Genomic DNA, 18,091 nt, shown 5'->3' on the forward strand with positions numbered 1-18,091 from the left:
GAGTCCGGTCAGTCCGCGAGGATGAGGTACAGCGCTCGGCGCGCCTCGTCCAGCTTCTCGGAGGCCGCGGCGCGCTGGGCGTCGCTCGCCCCGCGGAACTGCTGGATCACTTCCATCAGCTTGCCGACGTTCTCCATGAACGCGCGGGCGCTGTCGCTTGCACCGGGAGTCGCCTCCCACGCGGCGGCGAGCTCGTCGGCGTGCTCGCGCACGTAGGTGCCGCCCGCGTCGGTGAGCTGGTACTCCGTGCCGCGGCCCTCGCCGACGGCCGTGATCAGGCCCTCGTCGACGAGCTGCTGGAGGGTGGGGTAGACGGAGCCGGGGCTGGGGCGCCAGGCGTCGCCGGTCTTCTCGGCGATCGCCTTGATCAGGCCGTAGCCGTTCGAGGTCGTCTCGGCGAGGAGGGAGAGGAGGGCCGCGCGGACGTCGCCGCGGCGGGCGCGTCCTCCGCCGCGGCCGGGGCCGCCGAAGGGGCCGCCGAAGCCGGGGCCGAAGCCGAAGCCGGGACCGAAGCCGCGTCCGTGGCCGCCGGGGCCGCGGCGCTCACGGCGGCCGGGGTGGTCGTGGCCGGAGCGGCCGGAGTCGTGCTGCGCGCCGTCGTGGCGCGGGGAGTCGTGGTCGGGGAAGAAGTTCCTGGGGTGCATGTCTGCTCTGCTCTCGGTCGTGTGGACGCCTTCCGGAATCCGATCGCCCGTCTCGGAGCGAGTGCTCTTCGATCTGTCGGCGATGCAGTAAAGATATATCGCTACTGTTCGGTAAGTCAACACCCGATATCCTGGCGACGATGCGCACCGACGATCCCGACCTCGCCGCCGTCCTCGACTCCACCCTCCTGACCGGGGCCGTGCTCACCGACCGCTCGAGCAACCTCGGCAACCTGCGCAAGCTCGCCGCGCGCGATCCCGCCCACCTGTACGGCGTCGACGTCGCCGAGCACTGGGACCTGCCGCAGCTGCTCGCGCTGATGGGCGAGCGCGTCGGCATCAGCACGGACCCCGCGTTCGAGAGCGGGCAGGACCGCATCGACGCGACCCTCACCGTCGCCCGCCTCGACGCGTACCGCCGCCGCTTCGCCGAGTCCGTCCGCCGCGGTGACCTGATCCTCTTCGCCACCGCCCACCCGGCGACCCTGATGGACCTCTACCGGCGGCTGGCGTCGGCCGCGACCGAGGCGGGCGCGCGCGTCCTCGACGTCAACACCCTCCCGTTCGCGGCGGCCGACCGCATCCGCGTGCCGCTCGCCGACGAGCACCAGTTCCTCTGGTGCACCGGCGGCGTCACCTGCGTCTACCGCGGCGGCAGCCTGATGCACACGCACTCGCCCGAGCCGATGAACGCGCTGCTCGACCGCCTCGACGCCCTCGGCATCCGCCCCGACCTCGTCGTCGCCGATCACGGCTGGGCGGGCGCCGCCGGCCGCCGGGGCCTGCCGACGATCGCGATCGCCGACTGCAACGACCCCGCGGTGTTCGTGGCCGAGGCGCAGGGCTCGATCGAGGTCGTCGTCCCGATCGACGACGGGCTCGCCGTCCACCTCTACGAGCCCGTCCTCCGCTACGTCCTGGCAGCCCTCTCCGAGCCCCGTCACGGTTCCGACTCGTAGACTCGTCACCTTCCCCACCTCTTCTGCAGTCGGAGCATCCGTGACCCAGCCCCAGGACGGCGTCCTCCCGCGCTTCGCCGTCGGCGTCGACATCGGCGGAACGTCGATCAAGGCGTCCCTCGTCGACGTGACCACCGGAGAGAGGGCCGCCCGCCGCTTCGCCGTCGCGAACCCGCTGGGCAAGGAGCCCGAGGACTTCGCCGCGGCGATCGCCGGCATCGTCCGCGACGTCTCGCCGATCGCGGGGACGCCCGTCGGAGTCGGCTTCCCCGGCATCGTCCGCGGCGGCGTCGTCCGGCAGACCACCCACGTCTCGCAGCGCTGGGTCGGCCTCGACGCCCAGGCCCTGCTGTCCGAGGCGACCGGGGTCGACGTGGTCGTCGTGAACGACGCCGATGCGGCCGGAGTCGCCGAGCGCGAGTTCGGCGCGATGCGCGACCGCGAGGGCCTGCTCCTGCTCACCACCCTCGGCACGGGCATCGGCACGGCGCTCGTGCACGAGGGCGTCGTGATCCCCAACTCCGAGCTCGGCCACGTGCACATCGACGGTCCCGACTTCGAGCCTCGCGTGGGCTTCTCGGCCGTCCGCCGCGAGGGCATCACCCTCGAGGAGTGGGCGGGCCGCCTCAGCGTCTACTACCGCCACCTCGAGATGCTGCTCTCGCCGCAGCTGTTCGTGATCGGAGGCGCCGCCGCGCACGTCTTCGACGAGTTCGCCGGATTCCTCGACATCGGCACCGAGATCGTCCCGGCCCGCTTCGGCAACGACGCGGGCTTCACCGGCGCCGCCATGGTCGCGGTCTCGCCCGGCCGGCTCGCCCCCTGGTACCACTCGACGAGCGGCGCCCGCCTCGATCCGGGCACGGTGCCGGTCGTCGACTAGCCGGACCTAGCGGATCAGCCCGCGGTACAGCGCGTCGAGCTGCCCGGCCGCCGCGCCCCAGCTGTGCGCCGCCGCCCAGGCGACGCCGCCGCGGCCGAGCCGCTTCCGCTCGTCGGGGTCGGCCAGCAGCTCGCGGATCCGCTCGGCCCACTCGCCCGGGTCGGCGGAGTCGATCAGCACGCCGCTCCCCGCGTCGCGCACCGCGTCGACCAGCCCGGTCGTCCGGCGGGCGACCACGGGCGTCCCCGACGCCGCGGCCTCGAGTGCGATGAGCCCGAACGTCTCGGCCGCCGAGGGCACCAGGGCCAGGCGGGCGCGCCGGAGCCGCTCCGCCACCCCGTCGCGGTCGGCCACTCCGTCGAAGCGGACGCTCGCGGCGACGCCCAGCTCGCGCGCCGCCTCCTGCACCTGCGTCAGGTAGCCCTCGCGGCCGGGCGCGGGCCCGCCGACGATCCGGAGGAGGGGCCGCTCGGCGACCGGGATCCGCGCCAGCGCCTGCACCGCGAGCAGCTGCCCCTTGAGCGGCTGCACCCGACCGACGAGCACGATCTCGTCGGCGCGCTCGCCCTTCCCTGGCCGGAACCGAGGATCGACCCCCGGCGGCACGACGACGACGCGCGACGGATGCACGCCGTAGCCGCCCTCGACGTCCGCCCGCTCGGCCGCACCCGCGACCACCACGGCGTCGGCCGAGGCGAGCACCGAGCGCTCGGCCTCGATCCGCTCGGGCGGCTCGGGGGAGTCGCCCGGAGCGAGGCGCGCGTTCTTCGCCAGCGAGCTCGAGTGCATCGAGTGCACGTGCGGCAGCCCGGTCAGCGCTCCCGCCAGTCCCGAGACCCAGTAGTGCGAGTGCACCACGTCCGCACCCGCCGCGGCTCGCGCGAACACGGGAGCGGCCTCCGCCAGGGCGTACTTGTCGCCCGCCCCGACCGGCACGCCCACGACCTCGACGCCCGGAGCGAGCGGGCCGGACTCCTCGCCGCGCGTCAGCACCACCACGTCCCAGCCCCGGAGGGCGAGCTCCGGCAGCACCGCGGCGAGGTACACGTTCATCCCGCCCGCGTCCCCCGTCGACGGCTGCTCGAGGGGGGAGGTGTGCGCCGAGACGACGGCCAGACGGGGCATCCGACCATCGTAGGCAGGCTCCGCGCCTCCACGGATCCCGGCCCGCGGCTCGCAGCGGCTCCGGAATCGGGTTGAATGGACGGATGCGCTTCGATCGGAGCGCGGAGAGCGTGAGGTTAATGGCCCGCCGGAGTCCCTCGAGCGACGCGCAGCCCTCGGCCGCGCCCGCCCCGCAGGAGACCGCCGAGGCCGCGGAGACCGCCGCGCAGGAGCCGTTCTCCGAGCAGGACATCCGTGCGCTCGTCGGCACCGCCGCGTTCGAGAAGGGCACCGTCTACGCCGACGAGGGCCGGGTCGGCGAGCTGCAGTGGTTCGGCGGCCGAACTCGCCTCTTCGGCCAGGTCCGCGGATCCGCGCGCTCGCCCTACGCCGTCAGCGTGCAGCTGCGCGAGGACGCCGGCCGCTCGATCCTCCTCGGCGGCGCCTGCAGCTGCCCGGTCAAGCACGAGTGCAAGCACGTGGCGGCGGTGCTCGTCGAGGCCCTGCGCCGCGAGCGCGAGGGCGGCCTCGCCGGCCCGTTCGCGGGCGAGACCGGCGCCGACGCGGTCCCGGAGTGGCGCAGCGCGCTGGCACCGCTGCTCGCGGGCATGGAGCGGGCGCGCTCCGGCATCCCGCTCGGCCTGCAGTTCGAGCTCCTCCCCGGCGAGCCCGTGCGGCGCCCGCCCGGCCGTTACAACAGCTACCGGCCGCCGCCCGAGCCGCGCCCGCGACTGGGCGTGCGCCCGGTGCGGATGGGCGACCGCGACCGCTGGGTCCGCACCGGCACCAGCTGGCGCGACCTCGGCTACCTGCACTACAGCCACGACTACGACGAGCGCCAGATCGACGTCGTCCGCGAGATCCAGGGGCTTCTCTCGGGGCACAGCGCCTCGAGCTACTACTCGCCCGACACCTGGCTCTACCTCGACGGCTGCCGGAGCGAGGCCATCTGGGCCGCTCTGCACGGCGCGGTCCGCGCGGGCATCGGCCTGGTCATGGGCGACCGCGACCAGACCCCGCTGCGGATCCTCGACACCACGGCGACCGCCTCCATCGACGTCACCCGCACATCGACCGGCCTCGAGCTGCGCTCGCTCGTCGCGATCGGCGACAGCCCCGCACCCGAGGAGTTCGGCTTCATCGGTGACCCCGCGGTCGGCCTCTACCTCTGGGAGCCCGGCGACGAGCTGCGAGCGCGCCCCGTCACCCTCGTGCCGTTCGCGGCTCCGCTGCTCTCCTCCGCCCGCACGTTCCTCTGGAGCCGCGAGCCCATCCGCATCCCGGCGCAGGAGGAGGCGGCGTTCCTCACCGAGCACTACCAGCGCCTGCACCGCCTGTTCGCGATCGTCTCGCGCGACGACTCCTTCGAGGCCCCCGCGGTGCCCGAGCCGCGCCTCGGCCTGACGCTCGAGCACACCGACGGGGCGGGCCTGCGCGGCTCGTGGTGGTGGCGCTACGGCGTCGAGGGCGCCCGCGGCGGCGACGCCGAGCGCCTGCCGCTGCGGCTGGACGACGAGACCGGCTACCGCGATCCCGAGGCGGAGCAGCGGATCCTCGACTCGCTCGGTGCGGCCGGCATCGACCCCGAGGCGACTCCCGCCCTCGTCTCGCCCTCGAGCAGGCGGCTGCGCCCGACCTTCGACCTGCGCGGCATGGCCACCGTGGGCTTCCTCACCGGCGAGGTGGAGCGCCTGCGCGAGCTCGGCACGGTCGAGATCGAGGAGATCGGCGAGCGCGTCGAGTACCGCGAGGCCGAGACCGCGCCCGTCGTCGCCGTGCAGACCGTGGCCCAGCCCGACAGCCGCGACTGGTTCAACCTCGAGATCTCGGTCACCGTCAACGACGAGGCCGTGCCGCTCGCCGAGATCTTCCTCGCCCTGGCCCGCGGCGACGAGTACATGGTGCTGCCCAGCGGCGTGTACTTCGCCCTCGACGATGAGCGCTTCGGGCGGCTGCGCGAGCTCATCGCCGAGGCGCGCGAGCTCTCGGACGACCCGGGCGAGACGCTGCGCATCAGCCGCTTCCAGTCCTCCCTGTGGGACGAGCTCGTCGAGCTCGGTGTCGTCGAGGCGCAGGCCGCCGCGTGGCGCCGCGCCGTCGAGGGCCTCTCGGGCTTCACCGCCACCGGTGCGCTCGAGTCGCGCCCCCTGCCCGACGGCTTCCAGGTCGAGCTCCGGCCCTACCAGCAGCTCGGCTACGACTGGCTGTCGTTCCTCTACGACAACCAGCTCGGCGGCGTGCTCGCCGACGACATGGGCCTCGGCAAGACCGTGCAGTCCCTCGCCCTCATCGCCCGCGCGATGCAGGAGCAGCGGGCCGCTGCGGGCGACGCGGGCACCTCCCCGCGCCCCTTCCTGGTCGTCGCGCCGACGAGCGTCGTGCCCAACTGGGTCGGCGAGGCGAAGCGGTTCGCACCGGGGCTCACGGTCGTCGGCATCGACGAGACGTCGAAGAAGAAGCGCCGCGCCCTCACGAGCACGATCGGCGAGGCCGAGCTCGTCGTCACCTCCTACGCCCTCTTCCGCCTCGACTACGAGTCCTATGCGGGCATCCAGTGGGCCGGCCTCATGCTCGACGAGGCGCAGTTCGTCAAGAACCGGCAGTCGGCGACGCACCAGCTCGCACGCCGCCTCGACGTGCCGTTCAAGCTCGCCATCACGGGCACGCCGATGGAGAACAACGTGATGGAGCTGTGGTCGCTGCTCTCCATCGTGGCTCCGGGCCTCTTCCCCTCGCCGGCCGGCTTCGCCGAGTACTACCAGAAGCCGATCGAGCGGGAGGCCGACACCGAGCGCCTCACGCAGCTGCGCCGTCGCATCCGCCCGCTGATGCTGCGCCGCACGAAGGAGCTCGTCGCCACGGAGCTGCCGCCCAAGCAGGAGCAGACCATCGAGGTCGAGCTCGGCACCCGGCAGCGGAAGGTCTACGACACCTATCTCGCCCGGGAGCGGCAGCGGGTGCTGGGACTGATCGGCGACTTCGAGAAGAACCGCTTCGCGATCTTCCGGGCGCTCACGGTGCTCCGCCAGGTCGCGCTGGACGCCGCGCTCGTCGACGAGGCGCACGCCACCGTGCCCTCGACCAAGCTCGACCTGCTCGACGAGCTGCTCGCGGACGCGCTCTCCGAGGGCCACCGCGTGCTCGTCTTCAGCCAGTTCACCCGCTTCCTCGGCCGCGTGCGCGACCGCCTCGACGGGGCGGGGATCGAGTACGCCTACCTCGACGGAGCGACGAAGAAGCGCGACGAGGTCATCGACCGCTTCCGCTCGGGCGAGGCGGGCGTGTTCCTCATCTCGCTGAAGGCGGGCGGCTTCGGCCTCAACCTCACCGAGGCCGACTACTGCATCCTGCTCGACCCGTGGTGGAACCCGGCGACGGAGTCGCAGGCCGTCGACCGGGCGCACCGCATCGGCCAGACCCGCTCGGTGATGGTCTACCGCCTCGTGGCGAAGGACACGATCGAGGAGAAGGTCATGGCGCTCAAGGAGGCGAAGGCCGCCCTGTTCGCCGCCGTCATGTCGGACGACGGAGCGGCGTCGGCCGGCGGCATCACGGCCGAGGACGTGCGGGAGCTGCTGGGCTGACCGGCGTGGTCGTCAGCGCTGACCCGCGCGGTCGTCAGAGCTGACCCGCGCGGTCGTCAGCGCGAGGCCTGCTCCGCGGCCTCGCGCGCGGTGCGGACCGCGTGCACGACGTCGGCCGCGCGGCGACCGACCGCGGTGGCGGCGCGGAGCGACGGCGCTCGGTGCGGGTGCACGAGGCGCTGAGCGGCGGTGCAGGGCAGGCAGAACGCGCCGGTGACTCCCGCGTCGATGCCCTCGAGGCCGCCGTCGTCCCTCCCGAAGATCAGCTCGCGGCCCTCGCGGGCGAGCGCCTCGGGCAGGTCGGCCTCGCCGATCGGGAGGTGGAGCGCCCAGAGCAGCGTCGCGGCCGCGATCCGGCCGGGCAGCGGGCGCCCCAGATGCGAGGCGGCGAGCTCGCCGAAGAAGTCGGCGTGGCGCTCGAGGATCCCCGTGACGGCCTCCGCGAGGCGCTCCATCTCGGGGTGCAGCGAGAGCCGCGCGAGGCGGCGGTAGGCGTGCAGCGCGATGTGGGAGTCGACCGCGAGCACGAGCGCGACCGGTCCGGGCAGGAGCCGCGCGACGCGGGCGCGCAGGGCCGACGGAGCGGCGACCGGCTCCGGCGGCGCGGTCTCGACGCCGCGGATGCGCGGCGAGGCGGTCAGCACGTCGCCGAGCGCGTCGGCGATGCGGTGCCGCTCGGCGGCCCAGGCGGTCGCGAAGCCGCGGACCCGGGCGTCCGGGTGCGTCCGGGCGACGGGCAGGACGCGCGCGATCACCGCGTGCTCGAGAGCGCGGAGGTAGGCGGTGGCGACGATCGCCTCGCGGTCGAGCGGCACGTCCTCGAACTCCCGGATCGAGAAGTCCTCCCGGAGACTGCCGTGGGCGCTCCTGCTGTAGCTCTCGACGTCGAACGGCTCCGCGATGCCCATGACCCCGCCTCTCCTGCCGACGGCGTCGACGCTACCCCTCATCCTCCGCCGCCCGCTCGACGGGATCCTGGGAAACGACGGAACGCGCGGCGCCGGGCGCGAGTCGGGTCGCGGGCGCGCGTCCTGGAAGACTGGTGCGGCGCGCCGACCGGTGCGGGATCGGGGACCGGATGAACGCGCGCCTGCCGGCGATCGGCGCCGTGGTCCTCGCCGCCGTCTGCTTCGGCACCACCGGAACCGCTCAGGCGCTGGGAGCCGAGGGACTCGATCCGCTCCTGCTCGGGGCCGCGCGCATCGTCCTCGGCGGTGCGCTGCTGGCGCTGCTCCTCGGCGTCGAGACCGCCCGGTCGCGTCGGGTCGCGCGGCCCTCCGCGGCGGTGCTCGTCCTCGTGCTGCTCGGGGCCGCGGGAGTCGCGGCGTACCAGCCCGCGTTCTTCACCGGCACGGCCGAGAACGGGGTGGCCGTCGGCACGATCGTGGCGCTGGGCTCGGCGCCGGCGTTCACCGGCCTGCTCGAGTGGCTCGTCCTGCGCACCGCGCCCAGCCGGCGCTGGTTCGCGTCGACCGCGCTGGCGGCCGTCGGCGTGGTGCTGCTCTCGGGGCTCGCCACGGGCAGCGGATCCGGAGGCGTCTCGGTGCCGGGGCTGCTCGGCTCCGCGGGCGCGGGCGCCTCCTACGCCCTCTACGCCGTCTGCGGCAAGCTGCTGCTCGAGCGCGGGTTCACGCCCGCGGCGGCGATGGGGTCGCAGTTCGGGGTCGCCGCTCTGCTCTCGCTGCCGGTGCTGCTCGCGCGCGATGCGAGCAGGCTGGGCCCGGCGCTCCCCGCCGTCCTCTGGCTCGGCGTCGTGACGGTGGCGATCGCCTACACCTTCTTCGCGCGGGGCCTCCGGGTCCTGCCCGCCGCGACCGTGTCGACCCTGACCCTCGTCGAGCCCGCGACGGCGACCCTCCTGGGCGTCGCGCTGCTCGGAGAGCTCCTCACGCCCGACGCGGTCCTCGGAGTGGCGGTGCTCGTCGCCGCGGTGCTCCTGCTGGCCGTGCCCGGCCGCCGTCGCGTAAGAGCGCTCGGGCGCTGACCGGGCCCCGCCCGCACCTCTTCCCGCGAGACGTCTCCTCGACGGTTAGACGGACGGCTGGGGCGGAGCGGTGGCGGTGGCCCCCGTGCTCAGGCGCAGTCCGACTTCGGAGCCCTTGACGACCGACGTCCCCGCTGCGGGTTCCGTCAGCGCGACCTGTCCCGTCGGCACCTCCGAGTCGATCTGGGCGGTGTCGCCGACCATCAGGCCGGCCGCTCGGAGCGCGCTCGTCGCCGCGTCGACGCTGCGACCGGACACGTCGGGGACGGTCACCCGCGGTGCGGTCAGGAAGGACTCGTCCGCGCGGGTGAAGGCGCGGCCGCCGTAGGCGTCGTCGTACGCCGCCATCACCGGATTCCAGATCCGATGGCGCGCGAGGATCGCGGACCCGCTGTCGAAGTCGATCGAGTCCAGCGCCATCCGGTCGCCCGCGGGGTTCAACGGCGAGATGCTGCCGACCCACACGGCCAGCGCGACCTCGGTGGAGGCGCCGAGCGTCCACCCGTCCGCCGCCGCATCGGTCGTCCCGGTCTTGGTGATGTGCTCGGTGCCGTCCCCCGGGCTCGCGGCCGCGCCGGTCCCCTGCGACGTGACCTGGAGGAGGGCGTACTGAGTCGCGTGGGCGACGTCGGAGCCCATCGAGCGAGTGCAGCTGGATTCGGGTGCGGCGATGTCCTGTCCGTCGGGGCCCACGATCGAGTCGATCGCGACGGCCGAGCAGGTGACTCCGTCGTTCGCGATGCCGGCGTAGGCGACGGCCATCGTGAGCGGGGCGATCTCGTTCGTGCCGAGCACGGTCGCCGGCGACTTGAGGAGCGCCGTGGCGTCGGCCCGGTGCACGCCGAACGCCTCGGCCGTCTCGCGGATCGCGCAGAGATCGAGCAGGTGCGCCATCCCGATGAATCCGGTGTTGATGGACTGGATCGTCGACTCGAGCGCGTTCAGCGAGTCGGGGAAGATCTGCCCGCCGTTGTTCTGCGGATTGAAGGAGGCGTAGTTCTGCGTCCCGTCGCAGCTGTCGCGGAAGCCGGTCCAGTTCTGGTTCCGCGCGTCGAACTGCTCCAGCAGCGTGTGGTCGTTCTCCAGCCACTCGATGAGGGTGAAGACCTTGTAGGTCGACCCCGTCTGGAAGCCGTTTCCGCCCCCGTAGGCCGCATCGACGTTCAGATTGATCGCGGAGTACTCGCCACCGTCCTCCGACGCGATCTGCTCGGGATCCTGGCTGTAGCGCTTGTTCTGCACCATCGAGAGGATGCGCCCGGTCCCGGTCTCGACCCCGACCGCTGCGGCACCGACGTCGAAGCGGGGATCCGTCGCGGGGACCTGCTCGGACATGACATCGGCCGAGCGCTCCTGCATCGCGAGGTCGATCGTCGTGTAGACCTTGAGTCCGCCGCGCTTCACCGCCGCATACCGCTCGTCGTCGGTGTCGCCGAGCGCGCGGTCGTTCCGCAGCACGTGCGAGACGTAGTCGCAGAAGTACGCCGCGTCCCCCGCGGTCTGGCAGCCGGTCGACGGCGGGGTGATACGTGGCTGGAGCGCCTCCTCGACGGCGGCGTCGTGCACAGCGGCGTCGATCCTCCCGTACTCGAGCATGCGATCGAGGATGTAGTTGCGGCGGGCGGTGGTCAGCGCGTAGCCGTTCGCCTCGCCGTTGTCCGCATCGTCCGGACGGTCGAAGCGGAACTTCTCGGGATTGTTGACGATGGCCAAGAGCGCGGCGGACTGCCCCACCGTGAGGTCGGCGGCCGGGACGCCGTAGTAGTACTCGGCCGCAGCCTCGATGCCGTAGACCGTCCCTCCGAACAGGGCGATGTTGAGATAGCCGAGCAGGATGTCGTCCTTCGAGTACTCCTTCTCGAGTCCGATCGCGAGGCGCATCTCCCGGAGCTTGCGCTCCGGTGTCGTCGCCGTGGCGTCGGCGTAGGCCTTCTCGCGATCCGCCTCATCGCTGATCGTCTCGGCCTTCTGCACCAGCACGTTCTTGACGTACTGCTGGGTGATCGACGACCCGCCCTGCGTCTCGCTGTTCAGGACGTAGGTGCTCGCGATCGCGCGCAGGGTGCCCTGGAGGTCGATGCCGCCGTGGTCGAAGAACCGCGGATCCTCGCTGGCGACGAGCGCGTCCTTGACGGAATCGGCGATGCGGTCCGACGAGACCTCGATGCGGTTCTGGTCGTAGAAGGAGGCGAGGAGTGTCGGATCCTCCGGGTCGCCGGCGTAGACGTCGGTCTTCTGCATGAGCGCCCCGACCTCGAGGTAGCTCGGCAGCGACTGGAACGCCGAGATCGTCCCGGAGGTCGCCGCCCCGGTCAGGGCGACGGCAGGGGCGACCGCGAGGGTCGCCAGCAGGCCGGCGAGGACGCTGACGATGACGAATCCGAACAGCGCGCCGAGGGCTCCGTGGACGGTTCGACGGGGCTGGAAGACGGGGACGTTCGGTCGCTTCAGGATTGATCCTCTCGCTGCACCAGCACTGTAGGCGAGGTTCCCGGTCGCATCGCGGAGGCGCGCTGCGCGTCGGTGGCGGTGCGGAGGAGCCGCCGTCGCGAGGTCACCGGCCCACGTCACCGTCCCACGTCACTGTCCGATCAGATCGCCGTTCAGATCCGAGATGTCGCTCGAGTTCGCGGGGGGCTCGCCCGAGCTGACCTGCAGGGGGATCACGGTCCCGGTGAGGACGTCCTCCTCGGCGCTGGGGGTGGTCGAGACGACCGAGCCCGCGGGCACGGAGGACGACTGCACGACCTCGTTGCGGCCGACGGTGAAGCCGGCGGCGTTCAGCGTCGCGGTGGCCGCCTCGACGGTCTGGCCGGTCACGTCGGGGACGGACGAGACGGTGCCGCGGCGGGGCGAGGAGGCGAGCATCGACGTGGGCGGGTCGCTGAAGTCGTCCCCGCCGTACTTCGCGTCGATCGCGGCCATGATCGGCCGGAAGATCACGTGGCGGGCGTTCGAGGCGCGGACCGTGCCCTCGGCCCCGGTGAGGCTCAGCTGGCGCAGGCTGACCTTCGAGCCGTTCGCACGACCCTTGGTGCTGCCGACCCACACCGCGAGCGAGACGGCGCGGCTCGCCCCGGCCGTCCACACGTCCGCGGCGTCGTCCGTGGTGCCGGTCTTGCCGATGTGCTCGATGCCGTTGTACGGGTTCGACGCCTGACCGGTGCCCGAGGTCATCACGCGCTGCATCGCGTACTGCATGCCGTGCGCCACATCCGCCGAGACAGCCGCGGAGCAGTCAGCCGAGGGGACGGCCACCGCCGCGCCGTTCGCGTCGGTGATCCGGTCGATCACGACGGCCGAGCAGGCGACGCCGTCGTTGGCGATCCCCGCGTACGCGACCGCCATCGTCAGCGGCGCGATCTCGTTGGTGCCGAGCACGAACGCCGGTCCGTTGCGCAGCTCCGTGCCATCGGCGCGGTGCACGCCGAACGACTCCGCGGTGGTGCGGATGTCGCACAGATCGAGCTCGTGAGCCATGCCCATGAAGCCCGTGTTGATCGAGTTCGCCGTCGCGGTCAGCGCGGTCATCGACGAGGCGTTCTCGGAGGCGACGTCGTTGCGGGGTGCGAAGCGGGAGCCGGCGTAGAAACCGTCGTTCGCGATGTTGCACTTCTGCGAGTAGCCGGAGAAGCCGCCGGTCGGCGACGGGAACGACTCGTTGACGGTGTGGCCGGCGCGCAGCCACTCCGCGAGGGTGAACACCTTGAACGTCGACCCGGTCTGGACTCCCGTGCCGCCGCCCATGTCCGCGTCGACGTTGAGGTTGATCGCCGAGTACTCGGGGCTCGTCGCGATGACCTCGGGGTCCTGGCTGTAACGGGTGTTCTGCACCATCGAGAGGACGCGTCCGGTGCCGGCCTGCACCGAGGCGGCGGTCGCGCCGACGGCGAAGCGCGGGTCGGTCGCGGGGACGTAGGCGCTGAGCGACTCCTGGGAGGCGCTCTGGATGTCGAGGTCGAGCGTGGTCACGACATCGAAGCCGCCCTGGCGGATGCGCTGGTAGCGCTCGTCGTCGGTGGCTCCGAAGACCTCGTCGTTGCGGAGCACGTTGAGCACGTAGTCGCAGAAGTACGCGGCGTCGCCCGCGGTCGCGCAGCCCGTCGAGGGCTGCGTGATGTTCGGGGTGATCGGCTCCGCGATCGCGGCGTCGTAGGTCGCCTGGTCGATCTTCCCGTACTTCAGCTCCTCGCCGAGGATGTAGTCGCGGCGCTCCTTGGTCACGGCGTAGCCGTTGGCGGCGCCGTTCACCTCGCTCGAGGGGTCGTCGAACCGGAACTTCTCGGGATTGTTGACGATCGCGAGCAGCGCCGCCGCCTGGGAGGTCGAGAGCTGGCTCGCCGGGATGCCGTAGTAGTAGTTCGCAGCGGCCTCGATCCCGTAGACGGTGCCGCCGAAGAGGGCGATGTTGAGGTAGCCGAGGAGGATGTCGTCCTTCGAGTACTCCTTCTCGAGGCCGATCGCGAGGCGCATCTCCTTGAGCTTGCGCTCCGGCGTCGGCGCGGTGGCGACCTTGTACGCCGCGGCGCGCTCGGCCTCGTCGGCGATCGACTCCGCCTTCTGCACCAGCACGTTCTTGACGTACTGCTGGGTGATCGAGGAGCCGCCCTGGAGGTCGTCGCCCGAGAGGGTCACGGCAAGGGCGCGCAGGGTGCCCTGGACGTCGATCCCGCCGTGCTCGTAGAAGCGCGGGTCCTCACCGGCGACGGCGGCGTCCTTGGCGGTCTGCGCCACCTCGTCCCAACCGACCTCGACGCGGTTCTGGTCGTAGACGGAGGCGAGGAGCGTGGTGCCGTCGCCCGCGAAGATGTTGGTGCGCTGCATGGTCTGGCCGACGTCGAGGTAGCCGGGCAGGTTCTGGAACAACCCGATCGTGTTCGTCGTCGCGAGGCCCGTCAGCGCGAGCGCGGGGGTCACCCCGACCGTGATCAGGACCCCGGCGACCGCGCTCATGCCGATGAACCCCATGACGGCCCTCAACGACATCCCGAGCGGCCTGTCGGAGCGGCGGGACGCGGTGGGGAGAGCCATGGAGCGGAGGTCCTTTCGGCGCGGCGGACCGCGGTCTTCGGAGGGGGACGGGCGGCGCAGAGCCTCGCGGCCGTCGCGCGATGTCCCCCGTGAGAATGGTACGTGACCGTCCCCTCGCGCAGGGGTCCTCCGACAGGACGACATCCGCTCTGGCGGGGGATGTACAGCGGACGCTCCGAGCTGATAGCGGCAGGGGCGGATCGCCGTGGAGCGGCGCGGCGTCACAGGGCTTCCTCCGAGCCGATGCATCCGTATCGTGGGGGGTGCGGGCCCTCGTGAGCACCGCACCAGCACCTCGACCCAGCACCACTCGGCACCAGCGCCGGCCCCGGGGCCCCGGGACGGCCCCTCCCGGCAGGAAGCACACACCATGGCACGCATCCACGACGACGTGACGCAGCTCGTCGGCAACACCCCGCTCGTCCGCATCAACCGCCTCTCGGGCGCCGAGAGCGCCACGGTGCTCGCGAAGCTCGAGTTCTACAACCCGGCGAACAGCGTGAAGGACCGCATCGGAGTCGCGATCGTCGACGCGGCCGAGGCGTCGGGCGAGCTGCCGCCGGGCGGCACCATCGTCGAGGGGACGAGCGGCAACACGGGCATCGCCCTGGCGCTCGTCGGCGCGGCGCGCGGCTACAGGGTGATCCTGACGATGCCCGAGACCATGTCGGTCGAGCGCCGGGTCCTGCTGCGCGCCTACGGGGCCGAGATCGTGCTCACCCCGGGCGGCGAGGGCATGCGCGGCGCGGTCGAGCGCGCTCAGGCGATCGTGGCCGAGACGCCCGGGGCGATCCTCGCGCGCCAGTTCGAGAACGCCGCGAACCCCGAGGTGCACCGCCGCACCACCGCCGAGGAGATCTGGAACGACACCGACGGCGAGGTCGACGTGTTCGTCGCCGGCATCGGCACGGGCGGCACGATCACCGGCGTCGGCCAGGTCCTCAAGGGGCGCAAGCCCGGCGTGCAGATCATCGGCGTCGAGCCGATCGACTCGCCGCTGCTGACGCAGGGCACCGCCGGTCCGCACAAGATCCAGGGCATCGGGGCGAACTTCGTCCCGGCGAACCTCGACCGCGACGTCTACGACGAGATCATCGACGTCACCCTCGACGACTCGGTCCGCGTGGCCCGCGAGATGGCGGCGCAGGAGGGTGTCCTCGGCGGCATCTCCTCGGGCTCGATCATGTGGGCGGCGCTGGAGGTCGCGAAGCGGCCCGAGAACGCGGGGAAGACGATCGTCGCCATCGTGTGCGACTTCGGCGAGCGGTACATCTCGACCGTTCTGTACGAGGACCTCCGCAGCTGAGCCCCTCGGCAACCCGCCCCGGAGTGCTGACCCGGCTCCGGGAGGACGTGCGCAGCGCCCGAGTGCGCGATCCCGCCGCGCGCAGCTCGCTCGAGGTGCTGCTCTCGTACCCGGGTCTCCACGCCGTCTGGGCGCACCGCGTCGCGCACCGCTGGTGGCGGCGCGGCTTCCGCCTGCCGGCGCGACTGCTGTCGCAGCTGGCGCGGGCGATGACAGGGGTCGAGATCCATCCGGGCGCGGTGATCGGCCGCCGCCTCTTCATCGATCACGGCATGGGGGTCGTGATCGGCGAGACGGCACGCATCGGCGACGACTGCCTGCTGTACCACGGGGTCACGCTCGGCGGGCGCTCGACCCGGCGTGAGCGCCGGCACCCGTCGATCGGCGACCGGGTCGTGCTGGGCGCGGGATCGGTCGTGCTCGGGCCGATCGTCCTCGGCTCCGACGTGAGCGTCGGCGCCAACGCGGTCGTCGTGAAGGATGCGGGCGACGGAGCGGTGCTGGTCGGGATCCCGGCCCGCGACCTCCGCGCACTCGGCCGCGCCGAGGAGTCGGTGGCCGACCCGGCGTTCTTCATCGATCCCGCGATGTACATCTGACCCGTCGCGGGGCCGCCGCTCAGTCGTCCGAGGGGTGCGTGATGCTCCGCGGCGAGCTCTTGATCCGGGCGAAGGCGTCGAGCGCGTGCGCCCGCGTCTCCTTGAGGTCGAGGATCGGCGCCGGGTAGTCCTCGCCCTCCGGAGTGAGGGTCTCGGCGAGCGTCCACGGCTCGTGGATCGCGGAGCCCTCGACGGAGGCCAACTCCGGCACGTTCTTCCGCAGGTAGTCGCCGGCGGGATCGAACTTGTGCGACTGCGTCACCGGGTTGAAGACGCGGAAGAACGGAGACGCGTCGGCGCCGGACCCGGCGACCCACTGCCAGTTGGCCGCGTTGCTCGCGGGATCCGCGTCGACGAGCGTGTCCCAGAACCACTCCTCGCCCACGCGCCAGTCGACGAGCATGTTCTTGATCAGGAACGAGGCCGTGACCATCCGGACGCGGTTGTGCATGTAGCCCGTCCGCCAGAGCTCGCGCATGCCGGCGTCCACGAGCGGATAGCCGGTGCGGCCCCGATGCCAGGCGTCGATGTCGTGCTGCGTCGCGTGCGCCCAGGGGAAGCGGTCGAAGCGGGTGTCGAAGTTGGCCGTCGCGAGATCGGGCCAGTGGAACAGCAGGTGGTAGCAGAACTCGCGCCACAGCACCTCCGAGGCGAAGCGCTCGCGCCCCTGCTCGTGGTGCGGTCCCTCGCCGCGCGACTCCACGACGGCCTGCCACACCTGGAACGGGCTGATCTCGCCCCAGCGCAGGTGCGCCGAGAGGTTCGAGGTGGCATCGTCGGCGGGTCGGTCGCGGCCGTCGGAGTAGTCGTCGAGCTGCTCGGCGATGAAGGCCCGCAACCGCTCGGCCGCCGCCTTCTCGCTCGGCACCCAGCGCTCGCGGAGCCCGCCCGCCCAGTCGGGTCGGGTCGGCAGCAGGCCCCAGTCGTCGAGCCGGTCGGACTCGACAGCGGAGGAGACTCCGTCGATCGAGCGCGGCCGGGGGAGCGGCGCGCGGGGCGCTTCCTTCTTCTTGCAGGCGCGGGCGAACGGGGTGTAGACGGAGTAGGGGCCGCCGCCGCCGGTCTGCACGGTCCACGGCTCGAACAGGAGCGATCCCTGGTGGCTCTCGGCCTCGGTGCCGCGCGAGCGGAGCCCCTCCTTCACCGCGGTGTCCACCGCGCGCTCCGCACCGCCGTACCGCCGGTTCCAGTGCACGGCGCCGGCACCGAGCTCCTCGGCGAGCTGCAGGATCACGGCCTCTGCGGGTCCGCGGCGCAGGATCAGCGTTCCGCCGATCGCGGAGAGGTCGTCGCGCAGCGCGCTGAGGCTGCCGTGCAGCCACCAGCGGGCAGCGCCGCCCAGCGGTCGGATGCCCGGCGACTCGTCATCGAGCACGTAGCAGACCGCGATCGGGGCGCCGCGATCGATCGCCGCACGCAGCGCGGGGTTGTCGGCCAGGCGGAGGTCGTCGCGGAGCCAGACGAGGGTCGGGGAGGAGGTGCTCATGGTCCCTCCATGATCCGCGAGGCCGACCGCCCCGCGAAGTGCTGGCCGCGCCGACCGTGGAGTGCTAGCGGCGAGCGCGCCTGGGGAGGAGCGGCCCGCGCGCTGTTCCCGGTGCGGGGGTCAGGCGGAGGCGACGCCGGCGCGGAGCTTGTCGCAGAGCGCCGTCAGCTGCGCGAGCTCGTCGTCGTCGAGTGCGTCGCCGACGTGCTGCGAGATCGTCGTCATGTGGCGGAGCGCGACGGCGCGGAACAGGTCGTAGCCCTCGTCGGTGATCGCGATGACCGTTCCCCGGGCGTCGGTCGGATCCTCGCTCTTGCTGACGTAGCCGCGGCTCACGAGCCGGTCGATCAGGCGGCTGACGCTGGGCTGGGTGAGCAGCACGTGCTTGTTGAGGTCGCGCAGCCGGGCGCGGCGCTCGGGCTGCCGGGTCAGATTGAAGAGCACGTCGTACTCGTTGAGCGAGATCTCCTTGGAGGGGAACTCGCTGCTGAGCGCCCGCATCACGTGCACC

The 18,091-nt window shown here is 72.5% G+C and carries 13 protein-coding genes; 6 read left to right on the top strand and 7 right to left on the bottom strand.

Annotated elements, in window-relative coordinates:
* Window positions 1-8 precede the first annotated feature (8 nt).
* Window positions 9-644: a PadR family transcriptional regulator gene (locus LRG51_RS14595; protein WP_055790353.1), complete on the bottom strand. Its 636-nt coding sequence runs from the start codon at window positions 642-644 to the stop codon at window positions 9-11.
* Between the two features lie 140 nt (window positions 645-784).
* Here LRG51_RS14595 and LRG51_RS14600 point away from each other — a divergent pair, with 140 nt between their 5' ends.
* Both LRG51_RS14600 and LRG51_RS14605 read left to right on the top strand, forming a co-directional pair.
* Complete coding sequence (locus tag LRG51_RS14600) at window positions 785-1,603, top strand: phosphatase (RefSeq protein WP_055790356.1); 819 nt, start codon at window positions 785-787, stop codon at window positions 1,601-1,603.
* A 40-nt stretch (window positions 1,604-1,643) separates the two neighbouring features.
* The gene (locus tag LRG51_RS14605) at window positions 1,644-2,486 is read left to right on the top strand and encodes an ROK family protein (protein WP_055790358.1); all 843 of its coding nucleotides are present in this window, start codon (window positions 1,644-1,646) and stop codon (window positions 2,484-2,486) included.
* Window positions 2,487-2,492: 6 nt separating this feature from the next.
* Here the strand turns inward: LRG51_RS14605 and LRG51_RS14610 are convergent, their stop codons facing one another.
* Window positions 2,493-3,611: a glycosyltransferase gene (locus LRG51_RS14610; protein WP_082481201.1), complete on the bottom strand. Its 1,119-nt coding sequence runs from the start codon at window positions 3,609-3,611 to the stop codon at window positions 2,493-2,495.
* A gap of 119 nt (window positions 3,612-3,730) precedes the next feature.
* Between LRG51_RS14610 and LRG51_RS14615 the strand changes: the two genes are divergently transcribed.
* Window positions 3,731-7,174: a DEAD/DEAH box helicase gene (locus LRG51_RS14615; RefSeq protein WP_230673350.1), complete on the top strand. Its 3,444-nt coding sequence runs from the start codon at window positions 3,731-3,733 to the stop codon at window positions 7,172-7,174.
* A gap of 56 nt (window positions 7,175-7,230) precedes the next feature.
* Here LRG51_RS14615 and LRG51_RS14620 read toward each other — a convergent pair whose 3' ends face one another.
* Complete coding sequence (locus LRG51_RS14620) at window positions 7,231-8,082, bottom strand: hypothetical protein (RefSeq protein WP_230673352.1); 852 nt, start codon at window positions 8,080-8,082, stop codon at window positions 7,231-7,233.
* Window positions 8,083-8,252: 170 nt separating this feature from the next.
* On the opposite strand from LRG51_RS14620, the gene LRG51_RS14625 reads away from it, so the two are divergent.
* Window positions 8,253-9,158: a DMT family transporter gene (locus LRG51_RS14625; RefSeq protein ID WP_230673353.1), complete on the top strand. Its 906-nt coding sequence runs from the start codon at window positions 8,253-8,255 to the stop codon at window positions 9,156-9,158.
* 45 nt (window positions 9,159-9,203) lie between these two features.
* Here LRG51_RS14625 and LRG51_RS14630 read toward each other — a convergent pair whose 3' ends face one another.
* The gene (locus tag LRG51_RS14630; RefSeq protein WP_230673355.1) at window positions 9,204-11,729 is read right to left on the bottom strand and encodes a transglycosylase domain-containing protein; all 2,526 of its coding nucleotides are present in this window, start codon (window positions 11,727-11,729) and stop codon (window positions 9,204-9,206) included.
* A gap of 9 nt (window positions 11,730-11,738) precedes the next feature.
* Window positions 11,739-14,189 carry a penicillin-binding protein gene (locus tag LRG51_RS14635; protein ID WP_230673358.1) on the bottom strand — a complete coding sequence of 817 codons (2,451 nt, stop codon included), beginning with the start codon at window positions 14,187-14,189 and terminating at the stop codon, window positions 11,739-11,741.
* A 370-nt stretch (window positions 14,190-14,559) separates the two neighbouring features.
* On the opposite strand from LRG51_RS14635, the gene cysK reads away from it, so the two are divergent.
* Entirely contained in the window at window positions 14,560-15,495 is a 936-nt protein-coding gene (cysK, locus tag LRG51_RS14640; protein ID WP_230673359.1) for a cysteine synthase A, read from the top strand.
* A 47-nt stretch (window positions 15,496-15,542) separates the two neighbouring features.
* Window positions 15,543-16,094: a serine O-acetyltransferase EpsC gene (epsC, locus tag LRG51_RS14645; RefSeq protein ID WP_230673361.1), complete on the top strand. Its 552-nt coding sequence runs from the start codon at window positions 15,543-15,545 to the stop codon at window positions 16,092-16,094.
* A 19-nt stretch (window positions 16,095-16,113) separates the two neighbouring features.
* Here the strand turns inward: epsC and LRG51_RS14650 are convergent, their stop codons facing one another.
* A complete protein-coding gene (locus LRG51_RS14650) occupies window positions 16,114-17,580 on the bottom strand; it encodes a cryptochrome/photolyase family protein (protein ID WP_230673363.1) in 1,467 nt (488 codons plus the stop codon).
* A gap of 120 nt (window positions 17,581-17,700) precedes the next feature.
* Window positions 17,701-18,081, bottom strand: a complete 381-nt coding sequence (locus tag LRG51_RS14655) for a MarR family winged helix-turn-helix transcriptional regulator (protein WP_230674074.1) — start codon at window positions 18,079-18,081, stop codon at window positions 17,701-17,703.
* Window positions 18,082-18,091 lie beyond the last annotated feature (10 nt).

The organism is Rathayibacter sp. Leaf248, from assembly GCF_920939495.1.
Taxonomy (GTDB): Bacteria; Actinomycetota; Actinomycetes; order Actinomycetales; family Microbacteriaceae; genus Rathayibacter; species Rathayibacter caricis.